The 19,373-nt window shown below is 64.5% G+C and carries 16 protein-coding genes, 1 other RNA gene and 1 pseudogene; 10 read left to right on the top strand and 8 right to left on the bottom strand.

Annotated elements, in window-relative coordinates; genetic code table 11:
* Positions 1 to 9: 9 nt before the first annotated feature.
* Positions 10 to 2,046, bottom strand: a complete 2,037-nt coding sequence (locus G7044_RS03085; RefSeq protein WP_166325774.1) for a cation:proton antiporter — start codon at positions 2,044 to 2,046, stop codon at positions 10 to 12.
* Between the two features lie 210 nt (positions 2,047 to 2,256).
* Between G7044_RS03085 and G7044_RS03080 the strand changes: the two are divergent.
* Together G7044_RS03080 and lnt are read left to right on the top strand one after the other, a co-directional pair.
* A pseudogene (locus tag G7044_RS03080) lies at positions 2,257 to 3,885 on the top strand (DEAD/DEAH box helicase); the annotation flags it as partial.
* A 547-nt stretch (positions 3,886 to 4,432) separates the two neighbouring features.
* A complete protein-coding gene (gene lnt, locus G7044_RS03075) occupies positions 4,433 to 5,965 on the top strand; it encodes an apolipoprotein N-acyltransferase (protein WP_166325768.1) in 1,533 nt (510 codons plus the stop codon).
* A gap of 150 nt (positions 5,966 to 6,115) precedes the next feature.
* On the opposite strand, the gene rpmG is transcribed toward lnt, so the two are convergent.
* Together rpmG and G7044_RS03065 are read right to left on the bottom strand one after the other, a co-directional pair.
* Positions 6,116 to 6,283 (bottom strand): 50S ribosomal protein L33, encoded by a 168-nt coding sequence (gene rpmG / locus G7044_RS03070; protein WP_011750518.1) that lies wholly within the window; start codon positions 6,281 to 6,283, stop codon positions 6,116 to 6,118.
* Positions 6,284 to 6,367: 84 nt separating this feature from the next.
* Positions 6,368 to 7,045, bottom strand: a complete 678-nt coding sequence (locus tag G7044_RS03065; RefSeq protein WP_166325765.1) for an ArsR/SmtB family transcription factor — start codon at positions 7,043 to 7,045, stop codon at positions 6,368 to 6,370.
* 70 nt (positions 7,046 to 7,115) lie between these two features.
* Here G7044_RS03065 and G7044_RS03060 point away from each other — a divergent pair, with 70 nt between their 5' ends.
* Positions 7,116 to 7,439: an NIPSNAP family protein gene (locus tag G7044_RS03060; RefSeq protein ID WP_166325762.1), complete on the top strand. Its 324-nt coding sequence runs from the start codon at positions 7,116 to 7,118 to the stop codon at positions 7,437 to 7,439.
* Entirely contained in the window at positions 7,436 to 7,774 is a 339-nt protein-coding gene (locus tag G7044_RS03055) for an antibiotic biosynthesis monooxygenase family protein (RefSeq protein WP_166325759.1), read from the top strand. The genes G7044_RS03060 and G7044_RS03055 overlap by 4 nt, the downstream gene beginning before the upstream one ends.
* 93 nt (positions 7,775 to 7,867) lie before the next feature.
* Here G7044_RS03055 and rnpB read toward each other — a convergent pair.
* An RNA gene (rnpB, locus tag G7044_RS03050) (RNase P RNA component class A) lies at positions 7,868 to 8,233 on the bottom strand.
* Positions 8,234 to 8,284: 51 nt separating this feature from the next.
* On the bottom strand, positions 8,285 to 8,620 hold the full coding sequence (locus G7044_RS03045; protein WP_166325756.1) for a hypothetical protein: 336 nt from the start codon (positions 8,618 to 8,620) through the stop codon (positions 8,285 to 8,287).
* Positions 8,621 to 8,773: 153 nt separating this feature from the next.
* On the opposite strand from G7044_RS03045, the gene fucP reads away from it, so the two are divergent.
* Positions 8,774 to 10,063 carry an L-fucose:H+ symporter permease gene (fucP, locus tag G7044_RS03040; RefSeq protein WP_166325753.1) on the top strand — a complete coding sequence of 430 codons (1,290 nt, stop codon included), beginning with the start codon at positions 8,774 to 8,776 and terminating at the stop codon, positions 10,061 to 10,063.
* A 302-nt stretch (positions 10,064 to 10,365) separates the two neighbouring features.
* On the opposite strand, the gene G7044_RS03035 is transcribed toward fucP, so the two are convergent.
* Positions 10,366 to 12,036: an NAD+ synthase gene (locus G7044_RS03035; protein ID WP_166325750.1), complete on the bottom strand. Its 1,671-nt coding sequence runs from the start codon at positions 12,034 to 12,036 to the stop codon at positions 10,366 to 10,368.
* A 118-nt stretch (positions 12,037 to 12,154) separates the two neighbouring features.
* On the opposite strand from G7044_RS03035, the gene G7044_RS03030 reads away from it, so the two are divergent.
* The 4 genes from G7044_RS03030 to G7044_RS03015 are packed head-to-tail and all read left to right on the top strand — an operon-like array spanning position 12,155 to position 15,823.
* Entirely contained in the window at positions 12,155 to 13,741 is a 1,587-nt protein-coding gene (locus G7044_RS03030; protein ID WP_166325747.1) for an MORN repeat-containing protein, read from the top strand.
* Positions 13,738 to 13,908 (top strand): hypothetical protein, encoded by a 171-nt coding sequence (locus G7044_RS03025; protein ID WP_166325744.1) that lies wholly within the window; start codon positions 13,738 to 13,740, stop codon positions 13,906 to 13,908. Before G7044_RS03030 ends, G7044_RS03025 begins: the two co-directional genes overlap by 4 nt.
* Positions 13,908 to 15,089 carry a vWA domain-containing protein gene (locus G7044_RS03020; RefSeq protein ID WP_166325741.1) on the top strand — a complete coding sequence of 394 codons (1,182 nt, stop codon included), beginning with the start codon at positions 13,908 to 13,910 and terminating at the stop codon, positions 15,087 to 15,089. Before G7044_RS03025 ends, G7044_RS03020 begins: the two co-directional genes overlap by 1 nt.
* A 53-nt stretch (positions 15,090 to 15,142) precedes the next feature.
* On the top strand, positions 15,143 to 15,823 hold the full coding sequence (locus tag G7044_RS03015; RefSeq protein ID WP_166325738.1) for a M48 family metallopeptidase: 681 nt from the start codon (positions 15,143 to 15,145) through the stop codon (positions 15,821 to 15,823).
* A 1-nt stretch (position 15,824) separates the two neighbouring features.
* On the opposite strand, the gene fnrL is transcribed toward G7044_RS03015, so the two are convergent.
* The gene (fnrL, locus tag G7044_RS03010; protein ID WP_166325735.1) at positions 15,825 to 16,589 is read right to left on the bottom strand and encodes a transcriptional regulator FnrL; all 765 of its coding nucleotides are present in this window, start codon (positions 16,587 to 16,589) and stop codon (positions 15,825 to 15,827) included.
* Positions 16,590 to 16,626: 37 nt separating this feature from the next.
* Between fnrL and hemN the strand changes: the two genes are divergently transcribed.
* The gene (gene hemN / locus G7044_RS03005; protein WP_166325732.1) at positions 16,627 to 17,985 is read left to right on the top strand and encodes an oxygen-independent coproporphyrinogen III oxidase; all 1,359 of its coding nucleotides are present in this window, start codon (positions 16,627 to 16,629) and stop codon (positions 17,983 to 17,985) included.
* Between the two features lie 69 nt (positions 17,986 to 18,054).
* Here hemN and G7044_RS03000 read toward each other — a convergent pair whose 3' ends face one another.
* The gene (locus G7044_RS03000) at positions 18,055 to 19,344 is read right to left on the bottom strand and encodes a helix-turn-helix domain-containing protein (RefSeq protein ID WP_407947369.1); all 1,290 of its coding nucleotides are present in this window, start codon (positions 19,342 to 19,344) and stop codon (positions 18,055 to 18,057) included.
* Between the last annotated feature and the right edge of the window lie 29 nt (positions 19,345 to 19,373).

Raw genomic sequence — 19,373 nt, 5'->3', positions numbered from 1 at the left:
GCAGCGGGCCTATCCTTTATTGCCGCCATCTGTTTTGTCCGCCTGATCGGGCTGATCGGTTGGGGCATTGTTATTGGATGCCTCGCCATTATCCTCGGTATCGGAATCCTTTTCGGGCGATCCCGACGCGCCGGGTTTGACTTTACCTTCGCTGCCGCGACCTTCGCCCTCGCGGACGGCACGGGCTTCATTCTTGGCGATCTCGCGTTCTTCCGCAGCCTCTTCGGTTTCGCGGCGGATCTTTTCGGCGATCTCGGGCGGGATCAACGAAATGATCCGCATTCCCGGACGCCCGGTGAGCTGTTCATTCTTGGCCACGAACCGGACAGAGTTGTCCCGAATGAAGGCCAGCGGGATTGCACCTTCACGCGCCGCCGCCCAGTCGTCCAAGGTATATTCCTCGGTCAGGCGGGTATTGCGGAATATCCAGCCCTCGGCCAGCAGCTCAAGGTATTGCGCCAGCGTCTGCCCGCCGTTCAAGGACTGCCCGCCCAGCTGGCTGGGCAGCGCGTGACGCGCCCGATCCTCGCGCGCGCGGGCAACCTGCCAGATCGCATCGCGACCGAATTCCGGCGCAAGGTCGGTGGCCACCAGCGTGTTATAGGCATCATTGTCCGAGGCCGCGAGGATCGTGGAATAGGCGATAAATTCAACGCCGTGCTCTGCGGCCTCAGACAGGATGTCGCCGTAATAGCTGGGCAGCCCCGCCTCGCGCGCGGAACGCAGCTGGCCGTGATTGGGGTCGGTGACAAGCACGTTCACGTCGGCATTCTTCAACGCGCGCCCGAGCCCGGTCGTGAAGGCTGAACCGCCGACGATGATAACACCCGGCACCTCGCCAGAGGTCAGGCCCAGCCATTTCGCAAGCGGCTTGAGCGTAAACCCGTGCAACACCACCGTCGCCACCACCAGCGCAAAGGCCAGCGGCGTCAACACGGCGCCGTCCTCGACCCCCTCGCTGACCAGTCGTTCGGCGAACAGCCCGGTAATTGCCAGCAAGACGACACCGCGCGGTCCGGTGAAGGCGACCAGCAACCGCTCTTTCATCGGGATCGAACTGCCCGCCAGAGAGATCAACACCGTCGCCGGCCGGACCAGCAGGATCACCGCAGCGATGAACAGCCCCGAACGCCAGTCCAGAAGGTTCAGCGTCTCCAGCTTCACGTTCGACGCCAGCAGGATGAACACGCCCGACAGCAACAGCGTTGTTGCCTGTTCCTTGAAGCGGTAGATCTCGGCATATGATGGCAGGTTCGCGTTGGCGATGATGAGGCCCATGACCGTCACCGCCAGCAGACCGGATTCGTGCAGAACCGAATCCGACAGCGCAAAGGCCGCCAGCACCAGCACAAACAGCATCGGCACCTTCATATATTCCGGCACCAGCGATTCCCGGAACGCCTTGACCACGGCAAGGCCCGCGCCAAAGCCCACCAGTGTTGCAAAGGCGATGCCCCGACCTAGGGTCCACAGCGCCTCGGCCGGTCCCAGCTCCTGCTGGCGGACCAGCACCACCACCAGCGCGATCACCGCCACCAGCGCGCCCAAGGCGTCGTTCACGATGGCTTCCCATTGCAGCATCTGCGCGGGCCGGTTGTGCAACTTCGCCGCCCGCAGCAAGGGCGCGATCACCGTCGGGCCGGTAACGATCATCACGCCGCCGAAGACGATCGCCGATTGCCAGCTGAGCCCCGCGATCAGCGCCAGCGCAGCAGATGACAGCAGCCAGCCAAGAGGCGCACCTATCAGAACCAGCCTGCGCACGGCGGGCGCGGCATCCTGCAGCTGCTTGAAGTTCAGCGTCAGCCCGCCTTCGAACAGGATCACCGCCACCGCGAGCGAGATCATCGGCGCGACCAGCGGCCCGATATCGCGCGATGGGACGAAAACACCCGTCAATGGTCCCAGGATCAGGCCGGCCGTCAGCATCATCACGATGCCCGGCAGCCGGAACCGCCAAGCCAGCCATTGCGCACCAACGCCAACAACGCCGACAAGCGCAAAGGCCTCGACTGGGCTCAGCCCGGTTTCAGCGGAAACTGCCATTTAAAATCCCTCATTCGACAGAGGCGCAATTTGCCACGTGTGCTTTGGGTTCCACAACTGCCGCTGCGGACATTGGTTTTTTCTGTTAACATTGACGTCTGACAGCTATTGAGCTAGGGCAATCCGCGTTCGCATCCGGCGAACGGACGAGGGGCGTGGAACGGCGTCCCATTTTTTCATCTGCGCAATCCGCGCAGCGAATGGACGCATATGACCAAATTTTCCGATCTGAAGCTTGATCCCAAAGTTCTGAAGGCCGTGGCCGAGGCAGGGTATGACAACCCCACCCCAATTCAGGCAGGTGCGATTCCGCCGGCACTGGAAGGCCGCGACGTGTTGGGGATCGCCCAGACCGGCACCGGCAAGACCGCCAGCTTCACCCTTCCGATGATTACACGGCTATCGCGCGGCCGCGCCCGTGCGCGGATGCCGCGTTCGCTGGTGCTGTGCCCGACTCGCGAACTGGCCGCTCAGGTGGCCGAAAACTTCGACACCTATGCCAAGCACACTCGCCTGACGAAAGCGCTGCTGATCGGCGGCGTCAGCTTTGGCGAACAGGACAAGCTGATCGACCGCGGCGTCGATGTGCTGATCGCCACGCCGGGCCGGCTGCTGGACCATTTCGAACGTGGCAAGCTGCTGCTGACCGGCGTCGAGGTGATGGTCGTGGACGAGGCCGACCGGATGCTCGACATGGGTTTCATCCCCGATATCGAGCGGATCTTCCAGCTGACCCCCTTCACCCGCCAGACGCTGTTCTTCAGCGCCACCATGGCGCCGGAAATCGAACGCATCACCAACACCTTCCTGCACACGCCGGAACGGATCGAGGTTGCGCGTCAGGCCACCACGTCGGAAACCATCACTCAGAAGCTGGTCGAAATCACGCCGACGCGGAAGGACCAGACCGCCAAGCAGAAGCGCGAATTGCTGCGCGCCCTGATCACCGCCGAGGGCGAGGATCTGAAAAACGCCATCATCTTCTGCAACCGCAAGACCGAGGTCGATATCGTCGCCAAGTCGCTGAAAGCGCATGGTTTTGATGCAGCCCCGATTCACGGCGATCTGGACCAGTCGCAGCGGATGCGCACGCTGGACGCCTTCCGCGATGGCTCGCTGCGCTTCCTGGTCGCTTCGGACGTGGCGGCGCGCGGTCTGGACATTCCGGCCGTCAGCCATGTCTTCAACTTCGACCTGCCCAGCCATGCCGAGGATTACGTGCACCGCATCGGCCGCACCGGCCGCGCCGGTCGTCAGGGTACGGCCTATTCCATCGCCACCCCAGCGGATGAGAAATACCTGACCGCCATCGAACATCTGGTGAAACACGCCCTGCCCCGCGCTCAGGCCCCCGAGGGCTTCGCCCTGTCAGATGCCGCGACCCAGGCCCCGCGCCCGCGCCGTGACGAGGGCCGCAACGGCAAGGGCTCGCGCAGCCGTTCGCGCCGGGGCGAGCGCCGCGACGACACCCCCCGCAGCGCCGAGCCTCAGGAGGCCGTCGAGACCGTGCAAGAAGAGACCCGCGCCGAGGCACCGCGCCGTGATGACAGACGTGAGGATCGGCGAGATGGCCGCCGTGACGAACGCCGCGATGAACCGCGCGGCGACCGACGCGATGATCGGCGCTCCGAATCGCGCCAGGACGACCGCCGCGATCACGGCAATGACCGCCGCCGTTCCGACCGCCGCGATCACGGCAGCGCGGTCCGCGGGATGGGCGATCATGTGCCGGAATTCATGAAGCAAAGCTTCGCCGCCGCGCTCGCCGCCACCGAAGAAGCGATCGTGCGCGCCGAGGCAGAGCCGGCCGTTCAGGCAGCACCCGAGCCCGCCGCTGCTGCAGCAGAAGCCAAGCCTGCCCGTTCGCGTTCGCGCGGCCGCAGCCGCCGCAATGGCGCGGCCGATGCCAAAACCGATGCATCTGCGGAAGCAGTGACCGAAATCGCCATCGAGGTCGCAGCCGAACCCGCTCCGGCCGCAGAACCCGCAGAACCCGCGCCGGAAACCGAGGCAGAGGCGAAGCCGAAGCCGCGGGCACGGCGCAGCCGCAAATCCACCGCGGCGGCAGAAGCTCCCGCCAGCGAAGCGCCGTCGGAAGCAGCCGCCGACGCAGCAGCGGATGCCCCGGCCGAAGCCAAGCCTGCGCCGAAAAAGCGCAGCCCGCGCAGCCGCAAAGTCGCAGCGACACCGGAGGCCGAACCCGTCGCGGAACCGACCGAGGCCACGCCCGAAGCGTCTGCCGACGCTTCTGCTGATGCCCCGACCAAACCCGCCCCGCGCAAGCGCAGCCCCCGCAAGACAGCGGCCAAGGCCAAAGCTGCGGAAAGCCCCGCCGAAAGCGCGCAGGAAAGCGCCTCGGGCGCGGCCGAAGGCTGACGCGCCACCGATGACCGCCGCCGCCACTTCGCGCCCGCTGCGACGCCGCCGGGTGGCGCTTGGCCTGATCGGGGATGTTGCGGTTGGCGCGCTTGCAGCGCTTGGACAGGCCCCGTGGGGATTATGGCCGGTGACGGTCATCGCGCTCGCCGTGATCCTGTGGCGTATCGGTCGCGCCGCGAATGGTCGCGCCGGGTTCTGGCGTGCAGGCGCAGCCGGCACCGGCTATTTCGCCCTTGCGATGAGCTGGATCGTCGAGCCGTTTCTGGTCGAGCCAGAGATCTATGGCTGGATGGCCCCATTCGCCTTGATCCTGATGGCGGCGGGTGGCGGTGTCTTCTGGGCGCTGCCCGGCTGGATCGCCGGACGCTTCGCACCGGGATGGCAGGCCCGCGCTCTGGCCTTCGGTGCTGCTCTGGTCCTTTCAGACTGGCTGCGCGGCTGGATCTTTACCGGCCTGCCCTGGGCGCAGTTGGGGCATGTCTGGATTGACACGCCAGTCGCCCAATCCGCCGCCTATATCGGCGCCATCGGCCTTTCGGCAATCACAGTGGTGGCCGCAGCATTGCCGCTGACCTTCTGGCGCGGTTCACCCTTCCGTCCGCGTGGTGCCTACACCGGCGGGATCCTGTCGATTCTGCTGATTGCCGCGCTTTGGGCCGCCGGCCTCAGCCGGCTGGACCGGCCGGTCGTGCAGCGCGACATTACCCTGCGTCTCGTGCAGCCCAATGCCGATCAGGCCCTGAAATGGGATCCGGAATGGGCGCAGATCTTCTGGCAGCGCCTGCTGGAGGAAAGCGCTGCCCCCACCAGCGGGTCGCCCCCCGATGCGGTAATCTGGCCGGAGACCGCTGTCAGCTTCCTGCTGAACCAGGCCGACGAGGCGCTGCCCATCCTCAGCGAGGCGGCAGGCGCAACTGTCCTGATGGGCATTCAGCGCGCAGAGGGCCCGCGCTATTACAATTCTCTGGTCGAGGTCGCCCCGGGCGGTACCGTCGCCCAGATCTATGACAAATTCCACCTTGTCCCCTTTGGCGAATATGTGCCCTGGGGCAACGTGCTGGCGCGGTTCGGCATCGGCGCATTCGCCGCACAGCAGGGCTTTGGCTATTCCCCCGGCCCCGGCCCCATGGTGATGACCCCGGATGGCCTGCCGCCCATGCAGGCGCTGATCTGCTACGAGGCGATATTTCCCCAGCACCTGCGCAGCGTCCAGGGCGCAGAATGGCTGTTGCAGGTCACCAATGACGCTTGGTTCGGCACCATCTCAGGCCCATATCAGCATCTGGCGCAAGCGCGGCTGCGGGCAATTGAATCGGGCCTGCCGTTGATGCGCGCCGCAAATACTGGCGTCACCGCCGCCATCGACCCGCTGGGCAGGATCACCGCCGAACTGCCCCTTGGCGCGACCGGCCATATCGACACCGCACTGCCCGCGCCGCTGCCGGAAACCCTGTGGCTGCGGATCGGGAACTTGCCAGTTCTTCTGGCCGCGTTTGCGGCACTGTTGGCCGCGACCCTGCGCAAACGGTTCCGGGCATAGGCGCCGCCTGCCTCCGGCGGGGATATTTGGTCCAGAATGAAGGTTCACTCTGGTTCAAATATCCATTCGGCGATCCAGCAGGCACGCCGCCGCAGACATGAAAAAACCGCGCCGGGGCGCGGTTCATTCAGTCCGAAAGAGGGCGCGATCTTACTTGATCTTGCCTTCCTTGTATTCGACATGCTTGCGCACAACCGGGTCGTATTTGTTGACCGTCATTTTTTCGGTCATGGTGCGGGCGTTCTTCTTGGTGACATAGAAGTGCCCGGTCCCGGCCGTCGAGTTCAGACGGATCTTGATCGTCGTCGGCTTCGCCATTGTTCTTGCTCCTGCTGCGGCGGCGCCCGAGGGGCCACCGCGAAATGTCTTGGAAGCCGCCTTTTAGCGTTCCGGCCCGCCGTGTCAACTGGAAAACAACGCCTGAAACTGCCTTTCTCCATCCGGTGTAAAGCGGATCACCCGGCTGCCTTCGGCGCGCCGCGCCCAGCCAAGCGCGATCATCCGCGCCAGCATCGCCCGGCCCAATCGGCCAGCCAGATGAGAGCGCCGGTCGCTCCAATCCAGGCATTCGCGGCAAAGGGGCGCGCGGGACCGGGTTTGCGTCTCGGGGCCAAGGAAGTCGCGGGTGAAATCACTGCCGGGCTCGGTCAGCACGATCTCGTCTTCCCGACGGAACAGGTGGCCGCGCGCCAGCATGGTGTCGAACATCTGCGTTCCCATCTCTCCGGCCAGATGGTCATAGCAGACCCGCGCCCGCCGCAGCTGGGCATCGCGCGGGCCGGGGCGGCGGCGCAGATGGCCGCTGGTGGTGGCAAGGCCCATCAACGCCTCCAGCACGCCGGCAACCTCGGGCGAGGCCAGTTCGGCATAGCGGTGGCGGCCCTGCTTGCGTTGGCGGATCAGCCCGCCTTGGCCAAGCCGCGCCAGGTGTGCGCTTGCGGTCTGTGGGGTGACGCCGGCGATCTGGGAAAGTTCGGTCGCGGTCAACGCGCGCCCATCCATCAGCGCCGTCAGCATATTGGCGCGGGCGGGATCGCCGATAAGCGCGGCGATGCGGGCAATGTCGGGACCGTCTTTCATGCTTCGACGCTAACCGAAACATATCGAACACACAATCGGCGATGATGATGGCCGAAACGAAGGAGTTCTCATGCTGACCTGCATCATCCGCTATCACATCGACCCCACGAAACGCGCCGCCTTTGCCGAATATGCCCGCAACTGGGGACAGGCCATTCCGCGCTGCGGCGCCGATCTGGTCGGCTATTTCGCGCCGCATGAGGGGTCTTCGACGCTGGCCTATGGCATCTATCACATCGACAGCCTTGCGGGGTACGAGGCCTATCGCGCCCGTCTTGCCGAAGACCCACTGGGCCGGCAGAATTACGCCTTCGCGCAGCGCGAGAAATTCCTGCTGCGCGAGGACCGGACCTTCCTCAAGCTGGTCTCGACCCCGCACGGAGCGCGCCCATGATCGCCGTCATCTTCGAACTGACCCCTGCCCGGCCCGCGCGCTATTTCGACCTTGCTGCCGAACTGAAACCCGAACTGGAACGGATCCCCGGCTTCATCTCGGTCGAGCGGTTCGAGAGCCTGGCCACGCCTGGCAAATACCTCTCGCTGTCCTTCTGGAGGGATGAGGCCGCCGTTCAGGCCTGGCGCAACACGGCCGAGCATCGCGCCGCCCAGACCGAAGCCCGCGCCGGTGTTCTGGCCGATTACCGGCTGCGGGTTGCGGGCGTGATCCGCGATTATGGCATGGCCCCACGCAACGAAGCACCGCCCGACAGCCGCAGCCGCCACGGCTGAAGGTTGGAGCGGCGGGCGACTGATGCCGGGCATTGCGGTCGAATCGGCAAATCCCCGCTTCAGGTGTGAATTCACCATCACCGGAAAAGAGAAGTGCGCGGACGGCCTGTAAGCCGGATTTTGTCCAAGGGTTGCCCCTCTGGATGACCATTCCTCTGCGCAGGGCATTGCTGCCTGCGTCAAGCCGCCAACCCGGATCCCTGGCGCAAGGTGGCGCTGCCGCAGGCGGCGCGGGATCCCTATTCGGCGTTGCTCCCGGTGGGGCTTGCCATGCGGGCCGTGTTGCCATGGCCCCGGTGGGCTCTTACCCCACCGTTTCACCCTTACCTGTGCAGGCACAGGCGGTCTGTTCTCTGTGGCGCTTTCCCTGGGGTTGCCCCCGCCGGGCGTTACCCGGCACCGTCACCTTATGGAGTCCGGACTTTCCTCGACTTTCGCCGCGGTCATCCGGCCATCCGCACAAGGGGGGATATGCGGTCAAGCGGGCGCGCGGTCAAGAAGCGATCGCGGTCATTCGTTGCGCACCAGCAGCACCACACCCGCCGGGTCCGAGGTCCAGTGCCCGGTGACGCCGTCCAGCGGCTCCAATTCATCACGCTGGGGGCTGGCCAGATGGGCCATGGCGGCATCGGGATCGTCGCTGAAAAGTTCCAGCCAGACATCGACCTGACTTTGCCGTTCCACCCGATCGATCCACAGGGTCATGTCGCCGAAGACGAAGCCGGTGCTTTCCTTCAGCTCTTTCGCGATCGGCAGGCCGACCTTGTCGCGGTAATAGGCGACCGTTTCGGCCCATTTGTGCAGCGGCACCTTGATGGCGATGTTCTTGCCCGGTCTGATGTTCATGTCACTCCTCCCGTAATCGGGCGCAGGTTAGGGACCGTGCGGCCCAGCAGCAAGCGCGGCGCGCAGGGCGGCAAAATCCCCCCCAGATGTCTTTCCCCTTTACGCGGCGTCGCCCAGGGTGGACAAATCAGTCATTTGAGGATGGAGGGGATTATGTCAGAGAAATCGGGCTATCTGTATGACGGGATGAAGCTGCCCTTCATCCTGTTGGTCACCTGCTTCGCCGCCTGGGGGATCGCGGCGAACATGACGGATCCGCTGGTAAAGGTCTTTTCGAAGATCTTTTCGATGAGCACGCTTCAGGCGTCTTTCGTACAGTTTTCCTATTATGGGGCGTATTTCTGCCTGGCGCTGCCGGCGGCTTTCATCAACCGGCGCTTTTCCTACAAGACCGGAGTGCTGGTGGGGCTGGGCTGTGCGATTCTTGGTGCTTTCCTGTTTTACCCCGCGTCACAGGCCATGACGTTCGGCTTCTTCCTGCTGGCCCTGTTCATGCTGGCCGGTGGACTGTCGATTCTGGAAACCTCGGCCAATCCTTTCGTGATCGCCATGGGGCCGGAACATAATGCCACTCGGCGGCTGAATTTCGCCCAGGCCTTCAACCCGGTCGGCACGAATATCGGCGTGTTTCTGGCGGCGACCCTGATCCTGCCGCGCCTGAACCCCGCGACCGAGGCCGAACGTGCTGCCATGCCCGCCGACGCCCTGCGCGCGATTCAGATGGATGAACTCAGCGCGGTCATGGTCCCCTATGTCGGCTTTGCCTTCGTGCTGGTGGCGATCTGGATTGCCATTGCGGTGATCCCGATGCCCACCAAGCGCGAACTGACCACCGAGGGCCACGAGATCAACTTCGCCGCCACCCTGCGCCGGTTGCTACGGAATCGCCACTATCGCTTTGGCGTCATTGCGCAATTTTTCAACGTTGCCGCCCAGACCTGCGTCTGGACCTTCACCATCCAATACGTGATGGAGGCGATCGGCGGCACCGAAGCCGATGCCGGCTGGTATCTGCAAGCCAGCCTGCTGGTCTTCCTCGTCTCGCGTTTCGTGATGGTCTGGCTGATGGGCTATCTGCGCCCGGCCATGCTGCTGACGCTGATGGCGGTGGCCGGAACGGCGCTGTGCTTCTTCGCCATGAGCAGCCCGAACGCTGCCGGAGTCTGGGCAGTGGTGCTGATTTCCACCTGCCTTTCGCTGATGTTCCCGACCATCTACGGGATCGCGCTGCACGGGCTGGGTGACGATACCAAGTTCGGCGCGGCCGGGCTGGTCATGGCCATCCTTGGCGGCGCGCTGATGCCGCTGGTGCATGGTGCGGTGATGGACGCGCGGGGGGCGGCGTTTTCATACATCGTGCCGGGCCTGTGCTTTCTGGTCGTCGCCGCCTATGGTCTGTTCGACTTGAGAACCGGGACAAAACGCCTTGCGCATAGTGCATAGGCAGGCTGATCAAACCATACGCTGCATTGCAGCATATGCAATGCGGCTTTGACCACTTGGCGGTTGTGACATTCCCGCCGATGCCCATATCCTTTCTGCAACAGCTGGCAGAAAGGAGACCGCGATGCTTGGCTATTTTGCAATCTATGGCGGCCAGTATTCCGATCTGGTCCGCAGTCAGAAAAGAACCCGCCGCTGGTGGCAGGTCTGGCTGCCGCATCAGATCGATGCGCTGAACTGATCGCCGAAAGGCTGAAACGTGAAAGCCGGGCCCCTGCCCGGCTTTGATGTTTTCGGGACGCCTACAACTCGTCCCGCCAGCGGTTGACCAGCGGATAGCGCCGGTCCAGCCAGAAGGCCTTGGTCGAGATGCGCGGCCCGGGTGCTGCCTGATAACGCTTCCATTCGCTGTTCAGCAGAAGCTGTTCGACCTTCTTCACCGTGGCCGCGTCGAAGCCGCGCGCCACCAGATCCTTCAGCGACAGGTCTTCTTCCACCAGTCCGAACAGGATCTGGTCCAGCACGTCATAGGGCGGCAGCGAATCGCTGTCCTTCTGATCGGGGCGCAGCTCGGCGCTTGGCGGCTTGGTGATGATCTGGGGTGGGACCACCTCGCCCTTCTTGCCCATCATCCAGCCGCGATGATTGGCATTGCGCCAGCGGCAGGTTTCAAACACGCGGGTCTTGTACAGGTCCTTGATCGGGTTATAGCCGCCCGCCATGTCGCCGTAGATGGTGGCGTAACCCACCGCGACCTCGGACTTGTTGCCGGTGGTCAGCAGCATCTCGCCATGCTTGTTCGACAGCGCCATCAGCATCAGCCCACGCAGGCGGGACTGGATGTTTTCCTCGGTCACGTCGGGCTTCGTGCCCTCCATCAGATGCGCCAGCGCGTCTGACACCGCATCGCGCGCGCCGTCGATCTTGACCGTGTCCAGCCGCACGCCCAGACGCCCCGCCGCGTCGGCGGCATCGTCCAGCGATGCCTGCGAGGTATATTCCGAGGGCAGCATGACGCAGCGCACATTCTCCGGCCCGATCGCATCGGCCGCAATGGTCGCCACCAGCGCCGAATCGATGCCGCCCGACATGCCCAGAACGACCTTTCTGAAACCCGACTTGTGCAGATAGTCGCGCAGGCCCGTCATCATCGCCCGGTAATCCTGTTCCCATTCGTCGGGCTGGTCGTCCATCCGGCCGGGCTTGGCACGCCAGCCCTTGTCGGTGCGGATGAAATCGACATGCTCGACCACCTCGTCGAAGGGCGGGAACTGCACGACCTTTTCCGCGCCGCCATGCGCCCCCGGATTCAGCACAAAGCTGGCCCCGTCATAGATCTGGTCATCCTGCCCACCGACAGAGTTCAGATAGGCCAGCGGCAGCCGGTTCTCGACCACGCGGGCGACCATATGGCCCATGCGCAGATCCAGCTTGTTCCGGTGATAGGGGCTGCCATTCGGAACGATGAGGATCTCGGCACCCGATTCCTCCAGCGTTTCGGCGACCTCGGGCCACCATGCATCCTCGCAGATCGGGCTGCCGATGCGCACGCCGTTGATGCTGTAAGGGCCGGAAATCGGCCCCTCGTCGAACAGCCGCATCTCGTCGAACAGTTGTTTATGGGGCAAATCATGCTTCAGGACGCGAGCGATGATCTTGCCGCCCTGACAGACGAAAAAGGCGTTATACAGCTTGCCCTCGAATCGCCAGGGCGTGCCGATGCCAAGCGCCGGGCCATCGGCGCATTCGCGCGCCAATGCCTCGACCTGGCTGACGGCGTGGTCGACAAAACCCTTTTTCAGCACCAGATCCTGCGTCTGATAGCCGGTGATGAACATTTCCGGCAGCACGACGAAATCGGCCCCTGCAGCCTTGCCCTTTTCCCAGGCGGATCGCGCCTTCGAGGCATTGCCTTCCAGATCCCCCAGCGTTGGGTTCAGCTGGGCCAGGGTGATGCGGATGCTGTCGGTCATGTTCGGTCCCTCGTTATCCTGCCGCAAGCCATAGCGCAGGCCGCAGCGAAGTGGAACGGCAGGCTTTGCGCTGCGGTTCCTTCTCGGCTAAACGGGGTGGCAAAGAACGGAGGCGGGCATGAAGGCAGCACTCGCGGCAGCCATCCTGGCGATGGCAGCGCCGGCACTGGCGCAGGACAACAGCGCCCCGACCGGGGCGGCACCGGGCAATGTCGTGACCAAGCCCTATGACGATGGCGGGGTCTATACAGGCACATTCCGCGGCGGTTTGCAGCACGGGCGCGGCAAATACACCCTGCCCTCGGGCTATGAATACGAAGGCGACTGGGTCGAGGGCGAGATCCTCGGGCAAGGTCGGGCGAAATTCCCCAATGGCTCGGTCTATGAGGGTACGTTCGCAAAAGGCAAGCCGAACGGGCGAGGCAAGATCACCTATGCCGATGGCGGCACCTATGAAGGCGATTGGGTCGAGGGCCAGATCACCGGACAGGGCGTGGCCCAATACGCCAATGGCGCCAGCTATGAGGGCGGTTTCCAGAACGCCATGCATCACGGCAAGGGCGTGCTGACCCAGCCCAACGGCTACCGCTATGATGGCGATTGGATCAACGGCGCCAAGGAAGGCCAGGGCCGCATCACCTATCCCGACGGCGCGGTTTACGAAGGCCAGATGCTGGCCGGGCAGCGCGCCGGGCGCGGCAAGCTGACCATGCCCGACGGCCTGATATATGATGGCGTGTGGGAGGCCGGGCAGATGTCGGGCCGGGGCGAGCTGGTCCAGCAGTCGGGCGACCGCTACGAAGGCGAGATGCGCGCCGGCAAGCGTCAGGGCGAAGGCCGCGCCACCTATGCCAATGGCGATGTCTATGCGGGCCAGTTTCAGGACGACAAGCGCCACGGCACCGGCACCTTCACCGGCACTGACGGCTATATCTATACCGGCGCCTGGGTTGCCGGACAGATGCAGGGCGCGGGCAAGATCACCTATCCCGATGGTTCGGTCTATGAGGGCCAGATGGCCGCCGATCAGCCCGACGGTCAGGGCAAGATCACCTATCCCGATGGTGCCACCTATGAAGGCGACTGGATCGCCGGGGTGATTCAGGGCCAGGGCCGCGCGGCCTATGCCAATGGTATGGTCTATGAAGGCGGCTTCAAGGATGCCCGGATCGAGGGCCAGGGCCGGATGACCTATCCCGACGGCTATGTCTATAACGGCGAATGGAAGGCCGGACAGCGCGATGGCGGCGGTCAGGCGACCTATCCCGATGGCACCGTCTATACCGGTCAATTCGTCGCCGGCCTGCGCGAGGGTCAGGGCAAGCTGACCACCACCGACGGTTTCATCTATGAAGGCGGCTGGAAAGGTGGCGAGATCGACGGCGAAGGCGTCGCCACCTATGCGACCGGCGACACCTATACCGGCAATTTCGTCGCCGGAAAGCGGCAGGGCCAGGGCGTCATGCGCTATGCCACCGGGCAGATCGCATCCGGCGAATGGGACCAGAACCGGCTAAGCCAGCCCGGCCCGGTCGCCACCGAAGGCCCCGGCCCGGCCGACGGATCCACCGCCCCCGCAGCCGCGCCACAAGCAGATGATGCGGCGACCGAGACCCCGGACCTGCCCGCCGAAAGCGGCGCCACCACTGCCCCGGCCGCCGACCCGGCCCTGCCTGCTGATACCGAAACGGAGCCCGCCCAATGATCGTTCTCGCCTGCATGATTCTGGGCTTCGTGCTTGGCTGGTTCCGCGCCGGGCGCGTGGGCGGCAACACCAAGGACCGGCTGCAATGGGCGCTTGCGCATATGCTGGCGCTGATGCTGGCGGGGCTGATCGTGACGCTGATCCTCGCCCGTTCCGCCGTGGCCTGATGTTTCGCCCCTTCCTCGACAGCCTGCGCCGTCAGGGCGTGCCGGTCAGCCTCCGGGAATATCTGGATCTGCTGGGCGGGCTGTCGGCCGGGGTGACGGGCGAAAACGTCGACGATTTTTATCACTTCGCCCGCACCGCGCTGGTGAAGGACGAACGCCATATTGACCGCTTTGACCGCGCCTTCGCCGAAAGCTTCGCCGGCGTCGAACAGATCCCGGTCGAGGCGCTTGTCGACCAGATCGACCTGCCCCGTGAATGGCTGGAAAGACTGGCCGAAAAGCTGCTGACCGATGCCGAAAAGGCCGAGATCGAGGCCACCGGCAGCTTCGAGGCGCTGATGGACAAGCTGCGCCAGCGACTTGCCGAACAGCAGGGACGCCATCAGGGCGGCAGCAAATGGGTGGGCACGGCCGGCACCTCGCCCTTCGGGGCTTACGGCTTTAACCCCGAAGGCGTGCGGATCGGGCAGGATGCCAGCCGCCACCGCAAGGCCACGAAAGTCTGGGACAAGCGCGAGTTCCGCGATTTCGACGACAGTGTCGAGCTGGGCACCCGCAACATCAAGGTGGCACTGAAACGCCTGCGCCAATGGGCACGCCACGGCGCGGCCGAAGAGCTGGACCTGCCCGCCACCATTCGCGCCAGTGCCGATCACGGCTATATCGACGTCCAGACCCGGCCCGAGCGGCGCAACGCCGTCAAGGTGCTGCTGTTTCTGGACGTGGGCGGCTCGATGGACGACCATATCCGCGTCGTGGACGAACTGTTTTCGGCCGCCCGCGCCGAGTTCAAGCATATGGAGCACTTCTTCTTCCACAACTGCCTGTATGAGGCCGTCTGGAAGGATTCGCACCGCCGCTGGACCGAAACGACACCCACCTGGGACATCCTGAACCGCTATGGCCGCGACTATAAATGCATCTTCGTCGGCGATGCCTCGATGTCACCCTATGAAATCGCCGTGCCGGGCGGCGCCAACGAACATTGGAACGCCGAACCGGGCGAGCTGTGGCTGAAGCGTGCGCTGGAAACCTGGCCCGATCACGTCTGGCTGAACCCGGTCCCGCAGAAACACTGGCGCTATACCCAGTCGATCCGCATGATCGACGAAATCACCGGCCATCGGATGATGCCGCTGACGCTGGAGGGGCTGACACGGGCGATGCGCGTCTTGGGCTGACCGCCCGCGCCTTTCCCCTTGATCCGCGCCCGCCGCTGGCCCACATCTGGCAGATGCTCAGGTTCCTGCCGCTTCTGCTGATCCTCGCCTACGCGCTTGCCATGTGGTTCTTTTCCGTCTGGCGGTTGAAGCGCGAGTTGAACGAGCGTTCGACACCGCTGAACGATCCCCAACTGAACCCGCTGCTGGACCGGCTGGGCGCAGCGATGGACCTGCCGCGCATCCGCGCACATGTCTATGAAATCCCCGCTATCAACGGGCTTGCCGCCCCGGACGGGCGCATCTTCATCACCCGCGGTTTTCTTGACCGGATGCACAAGGGCGAGGTCACACCCGAGGAAATCTCGGGCGTGATCGCGCATGAGCTGGGCCATGTCGCCCATGGCCACAGCAAGCGGCGGATGATCGACTTTGCCGGCCAGAACGTCATCCGCTCGGTTCTGTTGATGACCATTGGCCGCTTCCTGCCCTTCATCGGGCCATGGCTGATCGGACTGGCGCTGCGCGCCGTCGCCGCACGTCTGTCGCAGGAAGACGAATTCGAGGCTGACCGCTTTGCCACCGCCTTGCTGGTCAAATCCGGGATCGGGGCCGAGCCGCAGGTGTCACTGTTTCGCAAGCTGGAACGGCTGACAGGCGGTCGACGCAGCGCCGCGCCCGCATGGCTGCTGTCCCATCCCCATCTGGAAAAACGCATCGCCGCGATCGAGGTTAACCGGCAGCGCTGGCAATAGATCAGTTGATCAGCCCGCCATCCTCATCGTCGCCGCTTTCGGCCAGCAGCAGCTCGTAATCGACCAGCACCACACCACGCTTGCCACGCAATTCTATCAGATTGTCGCGCTTCAGCGCCGACATCTGCCTGCTGACCGTTTCCAGCGTCAGCCCCAGGTAATCGGCCATCGCCTCGCGTGTCAGCGGCAGGGTCAGGTCGATCGCACCACCGGGACGCTGCCGCTTCAGCGCCGCCTCTCGCCGGGCGAGAATGGCCAGGAACGAGGCGATCTTTTCGCGCGCGGATTTTCGGCCCAGTAGCATCAGCCATTCGCGGGCTGCGTCCAACTCGTCCAGGGTCATTTCCAGCAGCCGTGCCGGAATGCGCGGATTATGCGCCATCATCGCCTCGAAGGGCTTGCGGCGAAAGCAGCACAAGGTCACGTCGGTGACTGCGGTAACTGTATAGCTGGCCCTATCGCGACCGGGGCGGCCCAGAAAATCGCTGGGCAGCAACAGGCCGACCATCTGCGTACGCCCATCTTCCAGCGTCTGCGTCAGGCTGGCGACGCCGCCGATCAGCGAGGCCACGAAGTCCATCCGCTCACCCGCCCAGGCGATCACCTGCCCAGCCTGATAGCTACGGTCATATTTCGCCGCTTCGAGCCGCTCGAGATCGCCGGCTTCGCAATTCGCGCAGACCGCCCGGTAACGGATCGGGCAATCATCGCAACTGACCAGTGCCTGGCTTGGGGGCCTTTCGGCCGTGTTCAGCTTGACTTGCATCAATGAATTATCCTGTGCGCAAGTTATTGCTACGCCCATGACACATGAATCGCAACTCTCGCGGCTGGGACTGTTTGACGCACGCGTGCCGCGCTATACCTCTTATCCGCCGGCCACGCAGTTCAAACCTGCGATCGGGCCGGCCGATGCCGCCGCCTGGCAGGCCGCCATTCCGGCAGGCTCGGCGATCTCGCTGTACATGCATGTGCCGTTCTGTCGCCGGCTGTGCTGGTTCTGCGCCTGCCGCACGCAGGGCACGCAATCGGACGACCCGGTGCGCGCCTATGCCGATGTGCTGCTCGCAGAGCTGGAACTGCTGAAGGCCAATCTCGCCCCCGGCATCCGGCTGTCGCGGCTGCATTGGGGCGGCGGGACGCCCACGCTGATGCCGCCCGACATGATGCGCCGTGTGGCTGGTGCAGTGTTTGATGCCTTCCCGCTGGCCGACGGCGCCGAATTCTCGGTCGAGATCGACCCGAACGAGATCGACGACGCCCGCATGGATGCGCTGGCAGAGGCCGGGCTGACCCGCGCCAGCATCGGCGTGCAGGATTTCGACCCCGAGATCCAGAAAACCATCGGCCGCGACCAGAGTTTCGAGATCACCGCCGAGGCGGTCGAGATTATTCGCGCCCGCGGCATCGCCAGCGTCAACGCCGATATCCTGTATGGTCTGCCGCATCAGGACCGTCGCCGGGTCGCAGATTCGGTGCAAAAGCTGCTGGCGCTGTCGCCCGACCGGGTGGCGCTGTATGGATATGCCCATGTGCCCTGGATGGCCAAGCGGCAGGTGATGATCCCCTCCGACGCCCTGCCCTCGCCCGAGGCACGGCTGGATCTGTTCAACACCGCGCAGGAGCTTTTCCTGGCCGACGGCTATGTCCAGATCGGCATCGACCATTTCGCCCGCCCCGATGACGGGCTGGCGACGGCGCAGAAGGCTGGCAAGCTGAGGCGGAATTTTCAGGGCTACACCGACGATCAGGCAGAGGCGCTGGTGGGGCTCGGGGCGTCGTCCATCTCGCATTATCCGCAGGGTTTCGCGCAGAACGCCCCGGCGACCGCCGCGCATACCAAGGCGATCCGCGCGGGCCGGCTGTCCGTCTCGCGCGGGCATGCCTTCACGGCCGAAGACAAATGGCGCGCCCGTATGATCGAGGCGCTGATGTGCGATTTCCGCATCGACGCGGCAGAGATGGGCGCGCAGTTCGGGCTGGACCGGACGGCGCTGGCGCAGCTTTTCGCACCGATTGCCGCCCATTTCGGCAACATGGTCCAGATTGAACCTGATGGCAGCCTGAACATCCCCCCCGAAGGCCGTCCCCTGACCCGGATGATCGCGCGCCGGCTGGACGCCTATGACATGGCCGCCAGCGGGCATTCGACGGCGATCTGATCCGTTACCAAGCAGAAAGGCTCGCGCCACCGACGCGAGCCTTTTGCATCCGCATCAATTGATTGCGGCCTATTGCTGACCTAAAGAAACCGGCTGGGCGTCGGCGGCATCGCCCTGAATCAGGTCCGGATCGGCAGAGGCCATGGCGACCATTTTCTTCAGATCCTCGTCCTTCGACAGGTCGGCAAAGACATATTTCGCGGTCAGACTGGCAGGCGACAGCTCGACATTCTTGACCACCTGCGCGCCTGGTGCGGCGGGGCCATAGGTGCGGCCATTCACCGCGAAATAGATCGCGCCCGAATTGCCGGCCCGCAGAACGGGCGGCGATTCCAGTTTGGGCAGGGCAAAGCGTTCACCGGCATCCATGGTCTTTTCCAGCAGCACCGTGCCGTCGGCCGAGGTGACGCGCACCCATGCCGGACGCACCGCCAGCAGCTCCAATTCCGGCGCATCCATCGCAACCGTGCGCACCGCCATTTCGTCGGCGGGCAATTGTGGGCCGTAATCGGTGGCCCTGGCCAGCACTCGGCCAGCCGCTTCGACCGCAACCGCAGGAACCGTGCCGACCTGAGCATCCTGCGCCGCGGCAGCTGATGCAAGCTCGGTCGGGCTCGGCAGTTCGGGGTCGATCGAGGCGATCGGGCCGTCGCGCGCGGTCAGCACCGGCACCTCAAGCACCTGCGGGCGATAGATGCGGTCGATACCTTCAGGCTGAGGCAGGTTGACGGCCAGGTCTTCGCCGTCTTCCAACACCGGCTGGGTCGTGGTTTCGGCCGGATCCAGCGCGGCGGTCACGCCCGGCACCTGATCGCCCGGCGTCAGGTTCACCTTCTGCAGTTCCTGCAAGACCGACCAGCCACCATAACCAAGCCCGGTTACCAGCGCGATCAGCACCACCAGCGAACCGATGGCGCGCGGCTCGACCGAGGACCAGAAGGATTCGGGCTGGGGGATGAACAGCGCACGCGGATTCGCCAGCGCCTCTGCCGGGTCGGAGGGACGGCGCTGCGGCTTCGGGCCCGACGCCGCGGGGGCCATGCCATGGGTGGGCGAGAAGCCCGATTCGGCACAAAAGCGGCGGAACACCCAATCGGGGTCCATCTTCAGATAGCGCGCATAAGACCGCACATAGCCAGAGATGAAGCTGGGCGCGTCAAAGGCCTTGATGTCGCAATTCTCGATCGCGGCAATATAGCTGGCCCGGATTCGCAGCTCTCGCTGCACATCCAGCAGCGACTTGCCCAGCGTCGCCCGTTCCCCCCGCATGATATCGCCCAGAGGCGAATCCATGCCTTCATCCTGAGCTTCGGTGTCGAAGCCCTGCTGTGACGACGATTTTGCCGGCAGCCCGATCATTAACGCCTGTCCTATACTCTCTGCCCCAT

The sequence above is a fragment of the Paracoccus xiamenensis genome (genome assembly GCF_011308835.1).
Lineage (GTDB): Bacteria > Pseudomonadota > Alphaproteobacteria > Rhodobacterales > Rhodobacteraceae > Paracoccus > Paracoccus xiamenensis.
Note: the sequence above shows the minus strand (reverse complement) of the source record. Positions and strands in the feature narration are given on the sequence as shown.

What these genes read in the sequence shown, in the direction of transcription:
- G7044_RS03085 (WP_166325774.1), bottom strand. Translation starts at nt 2,046, where the DNA reads ATGGCAGTTTCCGCTGAAACCGGGCTGAGCCCAGTCGAGGCCTTTGCG.
- lnt (WP_166325768.1), top strand. Translation starts at nt 4,433, where the DNA reads ATGACCGCCGCCGCCACTTCGCGCCCGCTGCGACGCCGCCGGGTGGCG.
- rpmG (WP_011750518.1), bottom strand. Translation starts at nt 6,283, where the DNA reads ATGGCGAAGCCGACGACGATCAAGATCCGTCTGAACTCGACGGCCGGG.
- G7044_RS03065 (WP_166325765.1), bottom strand. Translation starts at nt 7,045, where the DNA reads ATGAAAGACGGTCCCGACATTGCCCGCATCGCCGCGCTTATCGGCGAT.
- G7044_RS03060 (WP_166325762.1), top strand. Translation starts at nt 7,116, where the DNA reads ATGCTGACCTGCATCATCCGCTATCACATCGACCCCACGAAACGCGCC.
- G7044_RS03055 (WP_166325759.1), top strand. Translation starts at nt 7,436, where the DNA reads ATGATCGCCGTCATCTTCGAACTGACCCCTGCCCGGCCCGCGCGCTAT.
- G7044_RS03045 (WP_166325756.1), bottom strand. Translation starts at nt 8,620, where the DNA reads ATGAACATCAGACCGGGCAAGAACATCGCCATCAAGGTGCCGCTGCAC.
- fucP (WP_166325753.1), top strand. Translation starts at nt 8,774, where the DNA reads ATGTCAGAGAAATCGGGCTATCTGTATGACGGGATGAAGCTGCCCTTC.
- G7044_RS03035 (WP_166325750.1), bottom strand. Translation starts at nt 12,036, where the DNA reads ATGACCGACAGCATCCGCATCACCCTGGCCCAGCTGAACCCAACGCTG.
- G7044_RS03030 (WP_166325747.1), top strand. Translation starts at nt 12,155, where the DNA reads ATGAAGGCAGCACTCGCGGCAGCCATCCTGGCGATGGCAGCGCCGGCA.
- G7044_RS03025 (WP_166325744.1), top strand. Translation starts at nt 13,738, where the DNA reads ATGATCGTTCTCGCCTGCATGATTCTGGGCTTCGTGCTTGGCTGGTTC.
- G7044_RS03020 (WP_166325741.1), top strand. Translation starts at nt 13,908, where the DNA reads ATGTTTCGCCCCTTCCTCGACAGCCTGCGCCGTCAGGGCGTGCCGGTC.
- G7044_RS03015 (WP_166325738.1), top strand. Translation starts at nt 15,143, where the DNA reads ATGCTCAGGTTCCTGCCGCTTCTGCTGATCCTCGCCTACGCGCTTGCC.
- fnrL (WP_166325735.1), bottom strand. Translation starts at nt 16,589, where the DNA reads ATGCAAGTCAAGCTGAACACGGCCGAAAGGCCCCCAAGCCAGGCACTG.
- hemN (WP_166325732.1), top strand. Translation starts at nt 16,627, where the DNA reads ATGACACATGAATCGCAACTCTCGCGGCTGGGACTGTTTGACGCACGC.
- G7044_RS03000 (WP_407947369.1), bottom strand. Translation starts at nt 19,344, where the DNA reads ATGATCGGGCTGCCGGCAAAATCGTCGTCACAGCAGGGCTTCGACACC.